At 70.6% G+C, this 19,127-nt stretch carries 15 protein-coding genes and 4 pseudogenes; 5 read left to right on the top strand and 14 right to left on the bottom strand.

Going from position 1 to position 19,127, the window contains the following annotated elements:
• Positions 1-164 precede the first annotated feature (164 nt).
• Positions 165-1,784, bottom strand: a complete 1,620-nt coding sequence (locus FRANCCI3_RS17565) for a PucR family transcriptional regulator (RefSeq protein ID WP_011437858.1) — start codon at positions 1,782-1,784, stop codon at positions 165-167.
• A gap of 279 nt (positions 1,785-2,063) precedes the next feature.
• On the opposite strand from FRANCCI3_RS17565, the gene FRANCCI3_RS17560 reads away from it, so the two are divergent.
• Complete coding sequence (locus FRANCCI3_RS17560; RefSeq protein WP_173645788.1) at positions 2,064-2,270, top strand: RNA-binding S4 domain-containing protein; 207 nt, start codon at positions 2,064-2,066, stop codon at positions 2,268-2,270.
• 50 nt (positions 2,271-2,320) lie between these two features.
• Here FRANCCI3_RS17560 and FRANCCI3_RS17555 read toward each other — a convergent pair whose 3' ends face one another.
• The 3 genes from FRANCCI3_RS17555 to FRANCCI3_RS17545 all read right to left on the bottom strand — a co-directional run bounded on the left by FRANCCI3_RS17555 (position 2,321) and on the right by FRANCCI3_RS17545 (position 4,570).
• Positions 2,321-2,848, bottom strand: coding sequence for a lytic transglycosylase domain-containing protein (locus FRANCCI3_RS17555; protein WP_011437856.1), 528 nt, complete (start codon positions 2,846-2,848; stop codon positions 2,321-2,323).
• Between the two features lie 85 nt (positions 2,849-2,933).
• Positions 2,934-3,689, bottom strand: a complete 756-nt coding sequence (locus FRANCCI3_RS17550) for a tyrosine-protein phosphatase (RefSeq protein ID WP_035731496.1) — start codon at positions 3,687-3,689, stop codon at positions 2,934-2,936.
• 71 nt (positions 3,690-3,760) lie between these two features.
• On the bottom strand, positions 3,761-4,570 hold the full coding sequence (locus tag FRANCCI3_RS17545) for a NeuD/PglB/VioB family sugar acetyltransferase (protein ID WP_011437854.1): 810 nt from the start codon (positions 4,568-4,570) through the stop codon (positions 3,761-3,763).
• A gap of 161 nt (positions 4,571-4,731) precedes the next feature.
• Between FRANCCI3_RS17545 and FRANCCI3_RS17540 the strand changes: the two genes are divergently transcribed.
• Positions 4,732-5,775, top strand: a complete 1,044-nt coding sequence (locus FRANCCI3_RS17540; RefSeq protein ID WP_011437853.1) for an NAD-dependent epimerase/dehydratase family protein — start codon at positions 4,732-4,734, stop codon at positions 5,773-5,775.
• Positions 5,776-6,122: 347 nt separating this feature from the next.
• Here the strand turns inward: FRANCCI3_RS17540 and FRANCCI3_RS25415 are convergent, their stop codons facing one another.
• A complete protein-coding gene (locus tag FRANCCI3_RS25415) occupies positions 6,123-6,374 on the bottom strand; it encodes a hypothetical protein (RefSeq protein ID WP_011437852.1) in 252 nt (83 codons plus the stop codon).
• Between the two features lie 124 nt (positions 6,375-6,498).
• Here FRANCCI3_RS25415 and FRANCCI3_RS27150 point away from each other — a divergent pair, with 124 nt between their 5' ends.
• Positions 6,499-6,666: a hypothetical protein gene (locus FRANCCI3_RS27150; RefSeq protein WP_023840357.1), complete on the top strand. Its 168-nt coding sequence runs from the start codon at positions 6,499-6,501 to the stop codon at positions 6,664-6,666.
• A gap of 159 nt (positions 6,667-6,825) precedes the next feature.
• Here FRANCCI3_RS27150 and FRANCCI3_RS17535 read toward each other — a convergent pair whose 3' ends face one another.
• Complete coding sequence (locus tag FRANCCI3_RS17535) at positions 6,826-8,826, bottom strand: nucleoside-diphosphate sugar epimerase/dehydratase (RefSeq protein ID WP_011437851.1); 2,001 nt, start codon at positions 8,824-8,826, stop codon at positions 6,826-6,828.
• Between the two features lie 117 nt (positions 8,827-8,943).
• Here FRANCCI3_RS17535 and FRANCCI3_RS17530 point away from each other — a divergent pair, with 117 nt between their 5' ends.
• Complete coding sequence (locus FRANCCI3_RS17530; RefSeq protein ID WP_011437850.1) at positions 8,944-10,791, top strand: polysaccharide biosynthesis tyrosine autokinase; 1,848 nt, start codon at positions 8,944-8,946, stop codon at positions 10,789-10,791.
• Complete coding sequence (locus tag FRANCCI3_RS17525; RefSeq protein WP_148214917.1) at positions 10,788-12,845, top strand: DUF4012 domain-containing protein; 2,058 nt, start codon at positions 10,788-10,790, stop codon at positions 12,843-12,845. Before FRANCCI3_RS17530 ends, FRANCCI3_RS17525 begins: the two co-directional genes overlap by 4 nt.
• Before the next feature lie 75 nt (positions 12,846-12,920).
• Here FRANCCI3_RS17525 and FRANCCI3_RS17520 read toward each other — a convergent pair whose 3' ends face one another.
• The 8 genes and pseudogenes from FRANCCI3_RS17520 to FRANCCI3_RS17500 form a co-directional block, all read right to left on the bottom strand.
• Positions 12,921-14,297, bottom strand: a complete 1,377-nt coding sequence (locus FRANCCI3_RS17520) for an NAD(P)/FAD-dependent oxidoreductase (protein ID WP_011437848.1) — start codon at positions 14,295-14,297, stop codon at positions 12,921-12,923.
• Positions 14,298-14,544: 247 nt separating this feature from the next.
• Positions 14,545-14,746 (bottom strand): annotated as a pseudogene (locus FRANCCI3_RS25715) (transposase family protein); the annotation flags it as partial.
• Positions 14,747-14,773: 27 nt separating this feature from the next.
• A pseudogene (locus FRANCCI3_RS28620) lies at positions 14,774-15,043 on the bottom strand (isocitrate lyase/phosphoenolpyruvate mutase family protein); the annotation flags it as partial.
• Positions 14,949-15,308: an isocitrate lyase/phosphoenolpyruvate mutase family protein gene (locus tag FRANCCI3_RS29150; RefSeq protein WP_023840350.1), complete on the bottom strand. Its 360-nt coding sequence runs from the start codon at positions 15,306-15,308 to the stop codon at positions 14,949-14,951. The gene FRANCCI3_RS29150 and the pseudogene FRANCCI3_RS28620, both read right to left, overlap by 95 nt.
• A 22-nt stretch (positions 15,309-15,330) precedes the next feature.
• Positions 15,331-15,429, bottom strand: a pseudogene (locus tag FRANCCI3_RS24900) (transposase); the annotation flags it as partial.
• 7 nt (positions 15,430-15,436) lie between these two features.
• Positions 15,437-16,169: pseudogene (locus FRANCCI3_RS27555) on the bottom strand (transposase).
• A 171-nt stretch (positions 16,170-16,340) separates the two neighbouring features.
• Entirely contained in the window at positions 16,341-17,087 is a 747-nt protein-coding gene (locus tag FRANCCI3_RS17505) for a succinate dehydrogenase/fumarate reductase iron-sulfur subunit (protein ID WP_011437846.1), read from the bottom strand.
• Positions 17,088-17,130: 43 nt separating this feature from the next.
• Positions 17,131-19,068, bottom strand: coding sequence for a fumarate reductase/succinate dehydrogenase flavoprotein subunit (locus FRANCCI3_RS17500; RefSeq protein WP_011437845.1), 1,938 nt, complete (start codon positions 19,066-19,068; stop codon positions 17,131-17,133).
• Between the last annotated feature and the right edge of the window lie 59 nt (positions 19,069-19,127).

Genomic DNA, 19,127 nt, shown 5'->3' with positions numbered 1-19,127 from the left:
ATGTGTCGACCGGCTGTTGTAGGTGTCCTACAAACCGATCTGTTTGGATCGGACGTTACTGCGCGACGCCGACATCGGCCTGGAATGGCATGACGGACCTGCAAAGTAGTTCGATGTGACCATTCTCGCGCGGGGGTGAGAGGGTCGTGGGACGACTTGAATGATCATGTTTTGCCTGTAGGTAACACACCGTCGAGGCGTCCCAGAACGAGCGCAATATGCAGGATGAAGCGTTCGCGGTGGTCCGCCGGATCCAGCCCGCACACCTCGGCGGCCTTACGGAGTCGGTAGCGGACCGTGTTGGTGTGGAGATACAGCGCCCGGGCCGTCGCCTCCAGCGACGAGCCGAAGTCGAGATAGGCCCCGGTGGTCTCCAGTAGTGGGGTACCGGCGTCGCGCAGCGGGGCGTACACCTCGTCGATGAGCGCCCGCCGGGCGTCGACGTTCCCCGCGAGGGCGAGTTCCGGGAGCAGAGCGCGGGCCATGACCGGCCGGGGTGCGGCTGGCCAGGCGGCGACCACGTCCGTGGCGGCGAGGGCGACCCGCGCCGCGTGCGGTGCCCCGGTCAGGTCACCGACCACCGGGCCGACCACCACCGGGCCCGGCCCGCAGGCGGGAAGCAGTGCCCGGGCCGCGTCCAGGACAGTGTTCACCGGCGCGGTGCCGCCGGCCGGACGGGTACCCGCGGTGGCGGGAGGTTCGACGCTGTTCTCCGGCTGGAGGGTCATCTCGGGACGGCCGATGCCGTCCCTGCCGGCAGTGAAATTCCCGCCGACCACCATCACCAGGCGATCGTGGTGGACCCCGGCGAGAACCTCCAGTTGGGCCATGCGGGCGAGCCGGTGCACCTCATCGACCACCACCTCCGGCGAGTTGCTCCCGGCCGTGCCGACGATGACGGTGACGGACGGCGGGTTACGCCAGCCCACCGCGGCCGCCCGTGACGGCAGCGCCCGGTCGACCTCGCCCCGGACCACGTGGTCGACGACCAGCGCCTCCAGCCGGGCGTCCCAGGCACCGCGTTCCTCAGCGGCGCGGGCGTAGACGACCGCGCCGGCGAACGCGATGTCACGGGAGTAACGCAGGACATCGGCGAGCAGCCGTTGTTCGTGCTCCGGGCCGGCCAGGTTCGGCACCTCGGCCTCGATCGCCTCCACCGCGACCCGGACCAGATCGACGAGTCGGCGGAAGGTCACGGCGCGGACGAGTTCCCGCGGGGCGACCCGGAAGACGTCCTCGGACAGATCCCGGGCGTGTTCGGGCCGCCGGCACCACTCCACGAACGACGAGATGCCGGCCTGCACCACGAGCTGAATTCCGGCGCGGTGACTCGCCGACATGGCCGGGAACCAGGGCAGCGCCTCCGCCATCCGGGCCGCCGCCCGGGATGCGAGCATCCCGCTCGACCGTTCCACCCGGCGGATCACCTCGCTGGTGCTTTCTCCGCCGGATGTGCTCCCGGTCGATGTGGGTCGGGCCTGGTCGCCGGCGGGTCTGGGGCTGGCCCCGCCGGCCGACCACGGGTTGCCCAGATCGGGGATACGCGGCTCCGGGTAGTCGACGGATTGCTCCGGCACCGGCCCGGTTTCGGGGCTCGGCTCGGTTTCGGGGCTCGGCTCGGTTTCGGGGCTCGGCTCGGTTTCGGGGCTCGGCTCGGTTTCGGGGCTCGGCTCGATCTCGCCTGCCGGTGTCGGGACGGGGGGCGCCCCCGGTTCAAGGCGGGCTGTCCCAGTCACTGTGTCCGAGGAGGAATCCGAGGAAGAGGCTGCCACGTCCGTCAGCATGCCTCAGCCGTCCCGCACCCCTGTGTATTGCCGGTCCCGTCATATTGCCGGTCCTGTCATGTGGCTCCGACGGGTGGTGCGGATGGGGGCCCGATCCTGATCGGTCGGGATGCCCCGGTCGGTCGGGCCTGGTCCCGGGCGTGGAATTCACCGAACGGGGGATGGTGTCGAGGCGGGAAAGGCCACAGGAGCAGGAGCAGGAGCAGGAGTCGTAGGCGTGGGCGTGGGAGTGGGAGTGGGAGTGGGGCGGGAGCGGAGGCGATGCGGGATGCTGCGGGTATGCGCGAGGTGAGCATTCGTGGAGACGGGATACGGCTGGGGCAGTTCCTCAAGCTCGCGGATGTGGTCGAGGCCGGATCCGAGGTGAAGGAGCTGCTCGCGGGCGGGATGGTGCGGGTCAACGGGGAGGTCGAGACCCGGCGGGGCCGGCAGCTCGCGCCGGGGGACGAGGTTGCCGTGGCCGGCGAGGCACTTCGGGTCCTGTGAGCCATCGCCACGACTCTGCCGGTCGCCGGGCGTCTGCCGGTCGCCGGACATCAGAGCCGGTCGGAGTAGGTGGCCGCCCAGTCGTGGACCTTTGTCACGTAGGCCCTGGTCTCCTGGAAGTCGGGGATGCCCCCGGCGGTTCGCACGGCGGCCGGGCCGGCGTTGTAAGCGGCGAGGATCAGCGAGACCCGGTCACCGGGTAGATACCCGACCTCCTGGGCGAGCCGGGCCTCGTAGAAGGCCGCGGACGGGATGGCGTCGAGCGGGTCGAGTGGGTCGGTGATCCCGTCGTGGTTACCGTCGATCCCGAACTCGGCCCAGGTGGTGGGGAGGAACTGCATGATGCCCCGGGCGCCGGCGCGCGAGACCGCCTGCGCGTCGAACTTGCTCTCCACCCGGGCCTGCGCCGCGAGCTGCGCGGCGGTCAGGACACCGTAGGTCGCCGCCGCGGACCGGAAGACCGGGACCAGGTCGTCGGGCACGTCGACGTGGGGGTACCGCAGTACGCCGCAGCCGCTCATCAGGGTGATGACGATGAACGCGGCCAGGGTAGAACGTGCGGGCACCCCATTGATCATCCGCACATTGTCCGTCCCCGGGATCGGGGATGTCTCGTTGCCCACGTCGTCATGCCATGTCCCGGGGGCCTTCGTCAACGCGAAGCTATCCAACCAGGGCCGTGCGCAGTGACCGCAGGTCGGTCTCGGTGAGACCGGCGTGCCGAGCCCAGGCCGCGGGACCGCCCCAACCGGCGTCGACACCGGCCAGGAAGCCCCGCATGACCTCGGGCCGGCAAGCCAGGTGGCCCGAGGTGAGCAAGGTCACCGAGTGGTTATAGGACGGTCGGTCGGCCAGGCGGGCGTTGACCCGGTCGATGCGCTCGTTCGTCTGGACGTAGTCGGCGACGATCGCCTCGGGGTGCACGCCGACGAGACTGAGGAGCAGGGCCGCGAGCACGCCGGTACGGTCCTTTCCCGCCGCGCAGTGGAACAGGGCCGGGCCCGCCGTCGGCTGGGCCAGCAGGCGCAGCGCCCTGGCCACCGAGTCCCCGGCCAGGCGCAGGTAGTCCAGGTAGTGCTCGATCCGGTCGGCTGAGTCGCGGTCCTTGACGATGGCAGGGTAGCGCGGATCGTCCGGCATCACCCATTCACCGGGGAGAAAGGACAGATTGTGGTAAGTGACCGGTTCGTAGGCGAGCGGCCCGCGGCCCTCCCGCTCCGCCTCCTCCTTGGCCCGTAGGTCGATGACCATGCGTAGCCCGAATGTCTCCCGCAGCGTGAGCACGTCACCGTCTGTCAGGGCCTGGACGGAGTCGGTGCGCAGGAATACCCCCCATCGGGTGGTTGCACCGTCCAGGGTGGGCAGCCCACCCAGATCTCGCGCGTTGTCGCAACCCGACATGTTGAACCATCGCTCCACACGCTGATCGTAGAGCCCGAGACGGTGCCGCTGGGCCCGTTGGACGCAGCTGGGTCAGGGGCGCAGCCGGATCAGCCGCACGGTGGGGCGCCCCGCTGACTGGGCGGAGGTTTGGCGAGCCTCGCCGTCGTGCGTGCCCCACCCGACTCGGGTTGCGGCTGGTCGGGTGCGACGTGCTCGGGTGCGACGTGCTCGGGTGCGACGTGCTCGGGTGCGACGTGCTCGGGTGCGACGTGGATCGGCCGGGCGGGCACCCCGGCGACGACCTGCGCGGCCCGGATGTCATCGGTGACGACGGACCCAGCTCCCACAACCGCCCCGTCGCCGATGCTGCGCAGGCCGACGATGCTCGCCTGCGCGCCGATCCACGCCCGCGCGCCGACGGCCACCGCACCGGAGAGCCGGGCCCCCGGCGCGACCGTGACGTAGTCACCCAGGCGGCAGTCGTGCGCCACGCTGGCGCCGATGTTCACCACTACGTGCCGACCGGTTTCGACGTTGGTGGTGATGCTGGCGAGAGCACAGACGACGGTACCCGGCCCGAGCTTCACGTCACCTCCGACGCTGGCCCGGGGGTGGACGAGGGTCGCCGGTCGTCGGCCGCGGGCGCTGGCGTACCGGTCGACGCGGGACCGGGTGGCCGCGTCGGCGAAGCCGATCAGGTAGTCGGCGTCAAGTCGATCGAGTAGGTCGAGTCCACCGAGGAGCACGGCTCCGCGCCGGGCGAGTGGATCCGGGTCCACACGGTCGTCATCGACGAAGCCGAGGATGTCGTAGCGGGGACCCTCGGTGGCCGCGTTGACCGCCTCCACCAGATCGAGCAGCTCCCGGCCGTGCCCTCCCGCGCCCACGATGACCAGCGAGCGCAGGTGAGCGGGCACGCGGCGACCGTAGACCCCGATCTAGGCGAGTTCAATCTGACACTCAGAGTAGTTGGATGAGCCATCCTGGCTGGCGTGGTGTCGCTCTTCGTGAAGAGATGGCCGGTGTAGGCGACCGATCATACTACTATCTGTATCATCGTGATCTCGAAGGGTGATGAATGGTGAAGGTAGTCGTGACGGGTGGGGCCGGCTTCATCGGGGCCCACCTGACCAGAGCGCTCCTCGCGGCAGGCACGGAGGTCGTCGTGATCGACGATCTCAGTACCGGGGCGCTGTCGAATCTCGCGGGGCTGCCGGCCGAGCTCGTCGTCGGCAGCGTGACCGACCGGACGCTCGTCGAACAGGCGTGCACCGGGGCGTCGAGCATCGTGCATCTGGCTGCCCGGCCGTCGGTCGAACGGTCGTTGCTCGACCCGATGGCCACCCACGCGGTGAACGCGACCGGCACCCTGACGGTGCTCGGCGTCGCCCACCGGGCCGAGACGCACGTCGTCGTCGTGTCCTCCTCATCGGTTTATGGTGACCGGTCGGCCGCTGGCGATCGGTCGGCCGCCGCTGGCGCGGGTCCGCTGTCGCCCTCGGCGGGCACCCCGTGCCTTCCGCGCAGTCCCTTCGCGGCCTCGAAGCTCGCCGCCGAGGGATATGCGCTGTCCTACCAGGCCAGTTTCGGTCTGCCGGTGCTCACGGTCAGGCTGTTCGACGTGTTCGGCCCGTACCAGTCCGCCGGGCACGCGTACGCGGCCGTGGTGCCGACCTTCATCGAGGCCGCGTTGGCCGGCCGGCCGCTGACGGTGCGCGGGGACGGCCGGCAGACGCGCGATTTCATCCCTGTCGAGCTGGTCACCGGGATGCTGTGCGATGCGGTGTGCCGCCGGCTGACCCATCCACACCCGGTCGACATCGGGTCCGGGACCCGTACCGATCTGCTCACCCTGATCGCCCGGCTGGAGGAGATTCTCGGCCGGCGGCTGGTCGTCGAGCACGCTGCGCCCCGGCCCGGGGAGATCTGGGACTCCCAGGCGGACACGACGACGATGCGTTCGCTGTTCCCGGACGTGACCGGGGCGGATCTCACCACCGCGTTGGCGGCAACCGTGACCTGGTACGCCGACCGGCTGGGGGCGGACCGCGCCGGGCCGCCAGCCGCCGGGCCGCCGGACGCGATGCTGCCCGCGTCCGCCGTCCACGGTGACCGGGATTGAGCCTGGATGGCGGATCATCCGCCGGCATCCGACAAACTCTCGGCCGTCCAGGCACTCCCGCACCACCAAGATGTCTTGGCCGTCCCTCGCGGGTGCCTGGGCCGTCGTTTGGCGTGCCCGGGGTCAGACTGGGCCCTGGCGACGTTCCTCCGGCGTCGATGGGTCCGGCGGCGGCTCCGTCCCCGGACCCATCCCCTCCCGCCACACCGTTCGGTAGTGAGGGCACGGTCCGAGATCACGCTCCAGCCTCGGCAGGCCCGCACCACCCTTACGCGCGTTCTCCATCTCCCGACTCACCCGTCGGCGGCACGCGTTGCACCGGATGCGGATGAACGGCACCGGCTCACTCATTTGGATTTCACCGTCCCACTGCCGCCGCAGCGGGGGCACTTGATCAGGTCACGGCCGGTGAACGTGCCGTCTTCATCCTTTTCCGCGGCCGGGTTGCCGATCTGCCCCTCGCCCTGGCAGCGGGGGCAGGTGAGGGTTGTTGATCTTTCGCCGTCGTTGAGCGGAGTCCTTCCCGACCCGCCACGCTTCGTGCCCCCGCTGCCGGACGAGGCGCCGCCACCGGTGTTCCCGCGCTTGTTCCAGACCATGCTGGGAGGCTAGCCTTGGCACGGTCTGGACGGAACCAGACGTACCGGATCTGTAACCACTCGGCGCGGGCTCAGACGGCGGCAACCCGGCGGCCGAGTTCCTGCATCAGCGGCTCCGACGGCCGTGACTCCTCCGCCGGCTAAAGCCGGCGGCCTGGTCCGCCACGCGGACGGTCACGTTGACCTGCGCTACGGCTATCTGGGCCTTCGGGAGATCCGCCTGCCCGCCACGATCTGGGATCAGATCCTCGCCGCGATCCGGTCCCGTGCGGTCGACGGCCTCGACCGATGACAATCCAGGCCCAGATCTGTCTGGCCTCCGCGGACTGGATCTGGCCCAGTTGCTTCCACCGGAGGAATGATGAGGACTGCCCGGCCGCCGCTGATCTGGCGACGGCTCAAGGCTGCGCCGGATGTGTGGTCGCCCGCCAGGACCCGATGATCCCAAACGTCACCGGGCCGGATGCGGTTGATGGTTGGACGCCGTGGGCTGGACGGGAATCCGCCCGGTCACGTCCGCGGCGGCCAGGGGTCCGCCTGCGGTCGCGCCCCCGTCCCCGGGTCGGTCCGCGCCTGCCGGGACCTCGTCCGCCGCGGCGTCCGCGCCGGCGAGGGCCGCGAGTTCGGCCAGCACCTCCTCCGGCGGGGCCCAGGGATCGAGGGCGAGGGCGTGGGTCGGGTCCAGGGCGGGCACGTCCACGTGCGAGATCAGCGGGTGGTGTGGTCGATGGTCGTCCTCGCCCGCACCGAGGAGCTCCTCATGGAGCTTCTCGCCGGGGCCGAGCCCGGTGTAGACGATCTCGATCGGCCGGTTCTCCCGAGCCACGAGCCGGGCGGCCACGTCCGCGATGCGCACCGGCTCGCCCATGTCGAGCACGAGGGCCTCGCCGGGTGATCCCAGCGCCCCGGCCTGCAGGACCAGTTGCACCGCCTCGTGGATGGTCATGAAGTACCGGGTGACCTCGGGGTGGGTGACGGTGATCGGCCCGCCGGCGGCCAGCTGGCCGGCGAAGACGGTCAGGACGGAGCCGTTGCTGCCCAGGACGTTGCCGAACCGGACGCTGACCAGCGTTCCGCGGGCCCGGCGGGCGAGGCACGCGGTGAGCCGCTCGGTGATCCGCTTCGAGTAGCCGAGGGCGCTCGTCGGGTTCGCCGCCTTGTCCGTGGAGATGTTGACCAGCCGGTCGACGCCGCAGGCCACGGCCGTCTCCAGGATCGTCAGAGTGCCCCAGACGTTGGTCTTCACCGACTCGCCGGGGAAGCGTTCGAGCAGCGGGAGGTGTTTGAGCGCGGCGGCGTGGAAGACGACCTCGGGCCGGCGCTCCGTGAACAGCGTGGTCATCAGGTCGATGTCGCGGATGTCGCCCAGCACGATGGCGTCGTCGTCGAGCATCGCCCGGCCGGAGATCGACAGCTGCACCGCGCGCAGTGCCGACTCGTCCCGGTCCAGCATGATCAGTTCGGCCGGCCCGTAGCCGGAGATCTGACGGCACAGCTCCGAACCGATCGATCCGCCCGCCCCCGTCACGAGCACCCGTCGGCCCGCGAGGTAGCTCGCGGCGGCGGACATGTCGGTGCGGATCTGCCGCCGGCCGAGGAGGTCGGCGAGGTCGAGGTCGCGGATGTCCCCGACGCCGACCCGCCCGTCGATCAGGTCCGCGACGCGGGGAAGCACCTTCACGGTCAGCCCGGCGCCCTCGGCGATTGCGCTGATCTCCCGCAGCAGTGGGCCGTCAGCGCTGGGGATCGCCACGAGCAGGGTCCTGGCCCCGGTCGACTCGGCGACGGCGCCGATTCGCTCCCGGCCACCACGTACCCGGACCCCGAGTAGCTGGAGGTTGTGTGTGCTCGGGTCGTCGTCGAGCAGCGCGACCGGGTAGTAAGGACTGTTCCGGGTGCGCAGCATGGCCGCCAGTACCCGTTCAGCCCCGTCACCGGCGCCGAACACGAGGAGCGGTTCGGCGTGCTCCCTGCTCGGCCGACGGAGGTGTTCCTCGGTCAGCCGCCAGAGGTAGCGGATGCCGAACATCACGACCAGGGCCACCGCGCCGCCCAGTGGCGGCACGCTCAGCGGGACGGGTCTCGGGGAGCCGAACGCGGCGATGACGACGGCCACGCTGACGACCGTGAGCAGGACCGACACGAGCAGGCCGAGGACCTCCTCGAAGCCGCCGAAGCGGTAGCGCCCCAGGTAGAGGTGCAGGGCGGTGCCCAGGAAGTGGAGCACGCAGACGGCGAGCGTGCAGATGACCCAGAAGCCGAGATCGCTCAGCGCGCCGAGCGTGAAGTCCAGGCGGCCGATCTGGGCCGAGATGAGGCCCAGGACCAGCGCCGCACTGTCCAGAGTGATCTGCAGGCCGACCCGCTGACGGAGGTTGAGCCGGGAGACGCGCCGTGCGATGTGCGCTGTCCACCGACCATGACCCACTCCGTCTACTCTACGTCTCCACATGAGGCCATAGAGTAAGCGTGTCTAAGAGTAAAAGAATGACTACTCATCGAGTATGTTGAGTCGGTCTTCGATGACGGTGAGTGGTCGGGACCTAGGTCCTGGGAGGGTGGTCGACGGGTGGAGCTGCGCGACTACGTCCGTGTTCTGCGCCGAAGCTGGACGATCATGATCGCCGGCGTGGTCCTCGGCGGGCTGCTGGCCGCCATGGCGACCTGGCGAACGACGAAAGAGTACGCCGCCTCGGTGACGATGGTCGTCTCCTCGCCGGACAGGGGCGCCGGAGCCGCCTCGGCCTACCAGGGAGGCCTGCTCTCCCAGCAACGCGTCAAGTCCTATGCCGACCTGGTGGCCAGCGAGCGGGTGGCGACGGCCGTGATCGCACGCCTGCACCTGCACGCGACTCCGGAGGCCCTGCGGGCCCAGATCAGCGCGCACGCCGTCCCGGACACCGTGCTGCTCCAGGCCGTCGTGCGCGATTCCGACCCGAGACGAGCCATGATCATCGCAGATGCTGTCGGTGAGACGTTCTCCACCACCATTGCGAAGATCGAGACGCCGTCGGCCGACGAACCACCCTCCGTGCGGGTGACTGTCTGGGAACACGCGAAGCTGCCCGTCTCGCCCGTCTCGCCCCAGCCGATCCGCAACCTCGCGCTCGGAGCGCTGCTCGGGCTGATCGTCGGCAGCGCCGCCGGGATCGTCCGATACCGCCTCGACACGAGCGTGTCCAGTGAGGACGACGCCCGTGAGACGACCGAGCTGCCCAACCTCGCCGTCATCGGCTACGACGGTGCCGCCGACCGGCATCCCCTCATCATCAACGCCAAGCCCCGCTCGGCCCGGGCGGAGGCGTTCCGCCAGCTGCGGACCAACCTGCAGTTCGTCGAGGTGGACACCGGACCTCGATCGATCCTGGTGAGCAGTGCGGTCCCCGGCGAGGGCAAGACCACCGTGGCCTGCAACCTCGCGATCACCCTGGCGCAGGGCGGTGCGCGGGTCTGCCTGATCGAGGGGGACCTGCGACGGCCGTCGTTCGGCGAGTACCTCGGGGTCGAGTCCGCCGCCGGGCTCACCTCGGTCCTCATCGGCGCCGCGGACCTCGACGACGTCCTGCAGCCCTGGGGGGAGGGTCGGGTCGGGGAGGGGCGCGTAGAGGTCCTCGCCAGCGGCCCCATCCCGCCGAATCCCAGCGAGCTGCTCGGCTCCAAGGGCATGGCCGGACTCATCAACCTGCTGTCCGCCCGCTTCGACATCCTCCTGGTCGACGCCCCGCCCCTGCTACCGGTGACTGACGCGGCCGTGCTCGCCACCCGGGTCGAGGGGGTTCTGCTGGTGACGCGGGCCGGGCGGACCCGCCGCGAGCACCTCCGGCGGGCCGTCGAGGCGCTGCGGGCGGTCGACGCCCGGATGATCGGCACCGTGCTGAACATGGTGCCGGTCAAGGGACCCGACGCCTACGACTACGGCCCGGGCGACGGTTACGTGTCACGCGGCCGGCACGCCAGGACCTCCTCGCCCCGAACCCTGGAGATCCCGGCGCCCGATTCCGGGGTCCGGCCTGCTTGGCCGGTCACCTCGCCTCCGTCGCTGCCGTCACCGGCTCCTTCTTCTCCGGCTCCTGCTTCTCCGGCTTCGGCCGTGACGCCGGTTCCCGCCGCCACGGCGCGTCTCGGGATAGCCGACGGTGGCGACGAGTCGAGCTCGGCGCGGGACCCGCTGCCCGACGGCGCCACGACTGTCCCGAGCGCCACGACTGTCCCGAGCGCCACGACTGTCCCGAGCGCCATGACTGTCCCGAGCGCCACGACTGTCCCGAGCGGCGGACCGCACGTCAGGGTGCCGGCGGCACGCGGATCGGCCGAGGAGATCATCTCCGTCGGTGGAAGGACACCGCGCGGTACGGACCCGGCTGGCGGGACGACGCCGGATGACAACGGCGCGACCCGGCCGCCGTCCTCCCCATGACGGATTCGCCACCGGGGGAGAGAACCGGGTCCGCTCCGGGCCTGGATCCGGTGGTCCTGGATCCGGTTCCGGACCTGGACCGGGTTCCGGACCTGCTCACGCGGGCGCCCGTGGGTGGGCGGGACGTGGGTGGGCGGGACGTGGGTGGGCGGGACGTGGGTGGGCGGGACGTGGGTGGAGGTGCTGAGGCCAGGGCGGGGCAGCACCGCGTCGGCCGTGGTCGCCGGCGTCACCGTGGTCGCCGAGCCCGGTACCGCCGGCTGGCCGCCGGGGTCGCGACGGCCCTCGTTGTGCTGGTGGCGATGACCGCCTGGGTGGTCGTGCGCGGAGTGCTGGCCAAGTCCCGTCTCGACGAGGCCAGGCAGCGGATCGCCGTCCTGCAGCGGCAGGTTCTGAGCGGAGACTTTCCCCGCGAGGCCGAGCTGCGATCGCAGATCGAGCAGATCCGGCGGCGGGCCACCGCTGCGCGGGCCCTGACCTCGGATCCGGTGTGGTCGGCGTTCGGGCGGCTGCCCGTCGCTGGCTGCCCGATGCGCTCGGCGGCGACGCTGATCCGAGAGGTGGACGCGGCCGCCGGCACCAGCCTGCCGGCCGTGGCCGACCTGGGTCCCTCCCTCGATCCGCGGGTGCTGCGCCAGCGTATGACGATCAATGTCCGGGCGCTCGCCGCGGTCCGCCGCCCGGCCGAGCGATCCTTCAACGCCCTCTCCGCGTTGCGGGCGGCGGCGGAGAACGTACCGGACTGCGGATGGGCCGGGCGGGTCAGCGGCATCGCCGACGCCCGCGCCGAGATGATCGATCGGAGCCGGCGCCTGGCCGGTGCGCTGGACACCGTTGTTCTGGCCGCCCGGGTCGGTCCCGAGATGCTCGGCGGGGGCGGTGTCCGTCGCTACCTGCTGATCGTCCAGAACCCGGCCGAGTCCCGCGCCAACGGGGGGATCATCGGTGGGTTCGGCCTGCTGACCGCGGAGCACGGGCGGCTGTCCATCGACGGCATCTCGGGCAACGGTGCTCTGCCGGGAGGCCCCACCCAGCAGCGACCGGCGACGGGGCTGCCGGTCCCGTTCGCGGCCCGTTACGGCGCCTTCTGGCCCGACCGTATCTGGGCGAATATCAACCTGACCCCCGACTATCCGATGGCCGGCAGGCTCTACAGCGCGTTCTACCGGGCCGGCACGGGCCTCGACGTCGACGGCACGATCAGCCTCGACCCCACGACGTTGTCGTATCTTCTCGCCGCGAGCCGGCCCGCGGTGCTCCCCGACGGCACGTCGGTGGCCGCGGGGCACCTGGTCGATCTCGTCGAGTCGCGCGTCTATGGCGAGATCATGGACGCGGCCGCCCGCGACCGCTTCTTCGCCCAGGTCGGTCAGGCCGTCTATGCGGCCGTGGAGTCGGGAGCCGGCGACACGACGAAGCTGGTGACCGCGCTGGGACGGGCCGCTCGCGAGGGTCGGCTGGAAATATCCAGCAACCACGCCGAGGAGCAGCGGATTCTTTCGTCCACGGCGCTGGGTGGTGCGCTGCCGGACGCGCCTGGGCCGTTTCTCGGGGTCGTCACCCAGAACGCGACGGCGAGCAAGCTGGACTACTGGCTACGGCGGCAGACCACCTACCGCATGCAGCGGCAGCCGAACGGCGCCGGCCTGGCGACGATCACGATCCGGCTCACCAACGCCGCCCCCGGCGGGCTGCCGGCCTATGTGCGCCACCGGCAGGATCTCAAGGATGCCGCTGGGAATCTCCGGGCGCAGAACAATCTCTGGCTCTCGGTGTACACGGGCCGAGGCAGCTGGCTCGTCGCTGCCCGGCTCGACGGTGTGCCCATCGGCCTCGCCGGCGGTTCCGAGTCCGGGCATCCCGTGCTCTCCACCTATCTCACCGTCGATCGCGGCCAGACCCGGACCCTGGAAATCAAGGTCCGGGAGCCGGTAGGCGGCCCGGCACTCACCGTGCGTCCACAGCCGTTGCCCGTCGCGGAGCGCCTGGAGGTGCAGGGGCTACCGGTCGTCCCTCCCTGGTCATCCCAAGGGTCGTCCCAAACCCAGAACTGACTACTCTGACTACAGAGAGTTCTTGACCTTCGCCCGCATCGAGTCGCCCGCATCGGGGCCTGATCCGCTTCGTCCTCAACGCAGCGGATCGAACGGGGACAGCTCGGCCGCGGGCGCACCGGTGGCGATGGCGTCGGCGAGGAGGCGGCCGGTGACCGGGCCGAGGGTGATGCCCCACATGCCGTGCCCGCCGGCGATGAAGACCCGCGGCGAGATGGTCGGGCCGATCAGCGGCAGACCGTCCGGGGTGCACGGGCGTGGTCCCACCCATTCGGCGGCGCGGGTGTCCAGGTCCACCCCGCGCAGCAGGCCGCGGGTCGCCTCGACCACCGCCCGGATGCGCCGCGGGTCGGCCGCCGCGTCCGGATGGCGGAACTCCATCATGCCGGCGACCCGCAGGCCGTCCCTCAGGGGCGTGCAGGCCACCCGGGAGGCGGGGAAGTAGATCGGACCGCTCGGCGGCTGTTCGGTCGCGACCAGGAAGCTGTATCCGCGACCGGCCTGGACGGGAAGGCGGACCCCGAACGGACGGGCCAGCCGGGGAAGCCAGGCGCCGGTGGCGATCACTGCCGCGTCGTAAGGCCCAGCGGGCCCCCCTGGTCCGAGCAACTCCACCCGGCCACCTGCCTCGCGCACCTCGTCGATGGCCATCGCCTCGTGCACGAGGCCGCCGCGTTCCCGGACGCTGTCGGCGAGGGCTGCGACGAAGCGGCCGGGATCGCAGAACCGCTGCCCCTGCACGGATACGACGTACCGGACCTGCTCGGACAGCAGAGGTTCGAGGTCGCGGGCGGCCACCGGGTCCAGCACCTCGGCATCGACGGGCTGGCCGGTCGCCCGGATCTCGGCGAGCTCCGTCAGGAGGGCGTCGAGGCCGGACCGGTCGCGATAGCCGGCCAGGAACGGGGCGGCGGCGCGGGTCGGCGCAGTCACGCCGCCCGCCGCGAGCTCGTCAAAGGCACCGAGAGCAGCGCGGGTCAACGGCACCAGCGCGCGCATGGCGGTTCGCCACCGCGCGGTCGTGCTGTGCCGGACGAATCCGGCGATGAAACGGGCGAGCCCCAGATCGGCGACCGGCGGCACGTACACCGGTGAGTCCGGGCGCAGGAGCACCCGCAGCCCGTAGCGCAGGACCGCGGGCTCCGGCAGGGGCGTCGCGAGCCCCGGGGTGAGCCAGCCGGCATTGCCCCAGGAGGATCCGGCCCCGGCCCAGGTGGGTCCGGCGGTGAGGTGGTCGCGGTCGAAGACCGTCACCCGCCTGCCGCGGTCCTGGAGGAACCACGCCACGCACAGCCCGACCATCCCGCCGCCGATCACCGCGACCTGGTCGGGAACGGCGTGCCCCGGCCGCGGGCGTGACCCGTGCGGCGCGCTCAGCCCCGCGGCGTTCCCGGCCAGTCGGGTCGTGTCCGTCGATTCCGTCACGTCCGCCTCAATCGGGTGATTTCCCACCGCCGCCATTATCCTCCCGCGACGCCGGATCCGCTGTCTACAGCACCACCTCACCGGCCTTCCGACTTATAGTCCGTCGTCGAGTCCCCTCACCGGCAGCCTCGCCCGCGACCGGGGCCACCAGGCCCTGCTCACCGGGCACGGAATCGGCCGGACCCAGGCCGCGGTGTTCCTCGCCGAGCTCGGGGACATCACCCAACCTTTCGTCGCGTTCCGTAGCGACAATGCCATGGGAGCGGGTTGATCTCTAGGTGGTGCGCTGGTGTTCCATGTGGAGCAGCACGAGGCAGGCCTTCACGACGGATCCAATCTTCCAGGGGTCGATCGTGACGTTGCGCAGGACGCTGAAGGTGCCCTTGAGCAGCCCGTTCCCTCGTTCACCGACGGCGCAGCGCATTGTGAATCATGTTGTGCCCCTTGTGCTCGCCGGTCAGGACACCGCCCCTCGGCGCCCCGTCGGGTCGCGTGGCTTGCACAAACACCGCGTCCGCGCCGGCATCCACATAGCGGTTCGCGCGGTTCAAGGCCTCGGCCACGCCGTGCCCGGCCACCAACGCTCCGGTTCGGGTGATCAAGAAACAGCTGGGCTCCAGCCCGCGGCGCGTGGCGCGGAGGCGTTTCTCCTGTTCTTCCACGCTGGCCAGGTCCCGCTCACCGGGGTACAGGCTCGACCGCTTGTCCAGCGTGTTGTCCTCGATGCACACCGCGCTCGCGCCGGCCTGGGAGATTGTCCGCGCCGCCAGGTCTACCTTGCGCGGGCCCCCCGTACCCGGAATCCATGTCCACAACCACCGGATAACGCGTCGCCCTCACCACGGTCCGTACCACACTGGCCATCTCGGAGGAATCCACTAGTCCGAGATCGGGAAGGCCCAGCACGGCGGACACACAGAAACTGCTCACCCAGACGAAGTCGATGTTCTGCTTGTCAGTCACACAAGCGGACAGGCCATCATGCACCCCCAACCCGAGACGTACAGGAGTATCGGTCGAGAACCAGTCGAGTGTCATGTCAGTGCCCTGTCAAATGATTCGGCGGGAAGTTGACCAGAAGATGGACGTGGTCGCGCTCGCCGTTGAACTCGACCAGTTCGGTCTCGACGTCGACGCACACGGCCCGCATGATTTCGTCTAGAAGATCACGGGAAATCTTGTTCCGCGGCTGCTGTGGTCGGGATCCAGCTGTTGTCGCTGGTGCGGGTGAGCCCGAGGTTGACCAGCCGGCGGAGGTTGGGAGCGGCCGCGCGGTGGTGGAGCCAGCTGTCGTTGCGGGCCACGCCGCGGTAGGGCACCCGGCGGTTGCCGTGGGCTGTCAGCCAGGCGATCCCGCGTTCGACCGGGGGCGCCAGCGGCGGTACTCGTCCGGCCAGGCCGGGTCGGTGGCCTCGTGGCGGGCGGCGGCCAGCAGGGCGTGTTTGGGGTGGATGGTGAGGGTTCGCCCGGTTTGGGAGGTGGCGCAACGGTCACGCGGGCAGGTGCGGCACAGGGTCCTGAACTGGTCCTGGCGGTGACCGTGGGCCTGGGGACGCCCCAGAGGGGTGGTGTGTCCGGCCGGGCAGGTGACCGTGGCGGCGGCGTCGAGCAGCCCCAGCCCGCCCGCGGCCTTCCACCGCAGATCACAGCGCAACGCCCGCACCGTCTCGACTCCGACAACCCGTGCAGGCTCCGCGGCACCACCGTGGCCGCCAGCACCTGCGGTGGCATACTCGGCCGCCCGTTCGACGACGGGTACATGTCGGTGAACATCCCCGCCGGGAACAGCACCTCCCGGTGCTCCGCCAGGAACGCGAACACACTGCCTGCCGGGATCAACTCCCGGCAGGTCTCCCACGCATCCGGCCCGACCGGCTCGCCCACCCACTCACCCTGCATGATCCCAACACTGGCGTCGACCACCACACCAGAACCCGGACCCGCAAGATTTTCAGTGATCTTCCACCCGTGCTGCGCGTACAGCCATTCGTCCAGTCAAACCTACGGACGTCGGGTGGACACCTATGGACGGAAAGCGCCGATCTTCAGGTCGGGGGATGCCTACCGGATCTACCGGAGGCCGATCGAGGCCCGCAGGACCTCGCGGTTGAGCGTGGCGATGCTGTCCAGTGGGATGCCCTTCGGGCAGGCGACGGTGCACTCCCCGGTGTTGGTGCACCCGCCGAAGCCCTCGGCGTCCATGGCCTCGACCAGGTTGAGCGTGCGGCTCGCCCGCTCCGGGGCGCCCTGGGGCAGGCTGTTGAGGTGCACGACCTTCGCCGAGGTGAACAGCATGGCCGAGCCGTTGGGGCAGGCCGCGACACAGGCGCCGCAGCCGATGCAGGTGGCGTTGTCGAACGCGGTGTCCGCGACGGCCTTGGGCACCGGGGTGGAGTGCGCCTCGGGGGCGCTGCCCGTCGGGGCGCTGATGTAGCCGCCGGCCTGGATGATCCGGTCGAGGCCGGAGCGGTCCACCATCAGGTCGCGGACGACGCCGAACGCGACCGAGCGCCACGGCTCGACGTCGATGACGTCCCCGTCGGAGAACTCCCGCACATGCAGCTGGCAGGTGGTGGTCCGTTCCCGGGGGCCGTGGGCCTGGCCGTTGATGACCACTCCGCAGGCGCCGCAGATGCCCTCGCGGCAGTCGTGGTCGAAGCTGACCGGCTCCTCGCCCCGCAGGGTCAGCCGCTCGTTGAGCACGTCGAGCAGTTCGAGGAAGGACATGTCCGGGTTCGCGTCGGGCACCTCGTAGGTGACCATGCGGCCCGGTTCGTCCGGTCCGGCCTGGCGCCAGATCCGAAGGGTGAGCTTCACGGTCGGCTCCTCGTACAGTCGTGATCCATTGACCGGTACCGCCTCACGCGTAGTTACGCTGGGCGAGGTGGACGTGCTCGAACTCCAGAACCTCGCGGTGCAGCACCGGCGGGGTTTCCGTGCCGGCGAACTCCCAGGCTCCGACGTAGGCGAACCGGTCGTCGTCGCGAAGGGCCTCGCCGTCCGGGGTCTGGCTCTCGACCCGGAAGTGCCCTCCGCAGGACTCCTCGCGGTGCAGGGCGTCGACACACATCAGCTCGCCGAGTTCGAGGAAGTCCGACACCCGGTTCGCCCGCTCCAGGCTCTGGTTGACACTACCCGCGTCGCCCGGCACCTTGACCTGGCGCCAGAACTCCTCGCGCAGCTCCGGAAGGCGCCCCAGCGCCTTGCGCAGGCCGTCCTCGCTGCGCGCCATCCCGCACTCGTCCCACATGATCTCGCCGAGCTCACGGTGGAACGAGTCGACGGTGCGGTCACCGTTCACGGCGAGCAGGCGGGTCAGCCGGCCCGTCGCCTCGGCCGCCGTCTCCGCGACCGCGGGATGGCTCGCGTCGACCGCGCCCAGCTTCGTCGAGGCGATGTAGTCACCCAGCATGGGCGGCAGCACGAAGTAGCCGTCGGCGAGACCCTGCATCAGCGCGCTCGCGCCGAGACGGTTGGCGCCGTGGTCGGAGAAGTTCGCCTCCCCGATCACGAAGAGCCCCGGAATACTGCTCTGTAGATCGTAGCCCACCCACAGCCCACCCATGGTGTAGTGGACGGCCGGGTAGATCCGCATCGGCACCTTGTAGGGGTCCTCGGCGGTGATCCGCTCGTACATCTCGAACAGGTTGCCGTACTTCTCGCGGACCTTGTCCTCGCCCATCCGCTTGATGGCGTCGGCGAAGTCGAGGTAGACGCCGAGCCCGCCCGGACCCACGCCGCGACCGGCGTCGCACTGGTACTTCGCCGCCCGCGACGCGATGTCACGGGGGACCAGGTTGCCGAATCCCGGGTAGATCCGCTCGAGGTAGTAGTCGCGCTCGTTCTCCGGGATGGTGTCGGGCGAGCGGGTGTCGCCCGCCTTCTTCGGCACCCAGATGCGGCCGTCGTTGCGCAGCGACTCGCTCATCAGCGTGAGCTTGCCCTGGTAGTCGCCGGAGCGGGGGATGCAGGTCGGGTGGATCTGGGTGTAGCACGGGTTGGCGAAGTACGCCCCGCGCCGGTGCGCCCGCCAGATCGCGCTGGCATTGGAGTTCTTGGCGTTCGTCGACAGGTAGAACACGTTGCCGTACCCGCCGGTGGCGAGCACGACGGCGTCGGCGAGGTAGGTGGAGACCTGGCCAGTGACCAGGTCGCGGGCGACGATGCCGCGGGCGTGCCCGTCGATGACGATCAGGTCGAGCATCTCGGTGCGCGGGTGTATCTCCACGCCGCCGGCATCGATCTGCCGGGACAGCGCCTGGTAGGCGCCGATCAGCAGCTGCTGACCCGTCTGGCCCCGGGCGTAGAAGGTCCGCGAGACCTGCACGCCGCCGAACGAGCGGGTGTCGAGCAGGCCGCCGTACTCCCGGGCGAAGGGCACACCCTGCGCCACGCACTGGTCGATGATCTGGGTGGACGTCTGCGCGAGACGGTAGACGTTGGACTCCCGGGAGCGGAAGTCGCCACCCTTCACCGTGTCGTAGAACAGCCGGTGGACCGAGTCGCCGTCGTTGCGGTAGTTCTTCGCCGCGTTGATGCCGCCCTGCGCGGCGATGGAGTGCGCCCGGCGCGGCGAGTCCTGGTAGCAGAACTGGATGACCCGGTAGCCCTGCTCGGCGAGGGTGGCGCCGGCGGCGCCACCGGCGAGCCCCGTGCCGACGACGATCACGGTGTGGCGGCGCCGGTTGGCCGGGTTGACCAGCTTGGCGGTGAAGCGTCGCTTGTCCCAGCGTTGCTCGATCGGCACGTCCGGCGCCGCGGTGTCGGCGATGTCGGCACCGAGGTTGTAAAACGACATGTCAGCCCTTCCCATGCTTCCGGCACCGCGCCACGCAAGGTCGGCCGCGGAGCCGTCGG

It is taken from the genome of Frankia casuarinae, from assembly GCF_000013345.1.
Taxonomy (GTDB): Bacteria; Actinomycetota; Actinomycetes; order Frankiales; family Frankiaceae; genus Frankia; species Frankia casuarinae.
Note: the sequence above shows the minus strand (reverse complement) of the source record. Positions and strands in the feature narration are given on the sequence as shown.

Bases quoted from the DNA above. Each gene is read 5' to 3' on its own strand.
- FRANCCI3_RS17555 (WP_011437856.1), bottom strand. From the start codon at position 2,848: ATGATCAATGGGGTGCCCGCACGTTCTACCCTGGCCGCGTTCATCGTC.
- FRANCCI3_RS17500 (WP_011437845.1), bottom strand. From the start codon at position 19,068: ATGTCGTTTTACAACCTCGGTGCCGACATCGCCGACACCGCGGCGCCG.
- FRANCCI3_RS25415 (WP_011437852.1), bottom strand. From the start codon at position 6,374: ATGGTCTGGAACAAGCGCGGGAACACCGGTGGCGGCGCCTCGTCCGGC.
- FRANCCI3_RS17525 (WP_148214917.1), top strand. From the start codon at position 10,788: ATGACGGATTCGCCACCGGGGGAGAGAACCGGGTCCGCTCCGGGCCTG.
- FRANCCI3_RS29150 (WP_023840350.1), bottom strand. From the start codon at position 15,308: ATGACACTCGACTGGTTCTCGACCGATACTCCTGTACGTCTCGGGTTG.
- FRANCCI3_RS17560 (WP_173645788.1), top strand. From the start codon at position 2,064: ATGCGCGAGGTGAGCATTCGTGGAGACGGGATACGGCTGGGGCAGTTC.
- FRANCCI3_RS17535 (WP_011437851.1), bottom strand. From the start codon at position 8,826: ATGTGGAGACGTAGAGTAGACGGAGTGGGTCATGGTCGGTGGACAGCG.
- FRANCCI3_RS17565 (WP_011437858.1), bottom strand. From the start codon at position 1,784: ATGCTGACGGACGTGGCAGCCTCTTCCTCGGATTCCTCCTCGGACACA.
- FRANCCI3_RS17540 (WP_011437853.1), top strand. From the start codon at position 4,732: ATGGTGAAGGTAGTCGTGACGGGTGGGGCCGGCTTCATCGGGGCCCAC.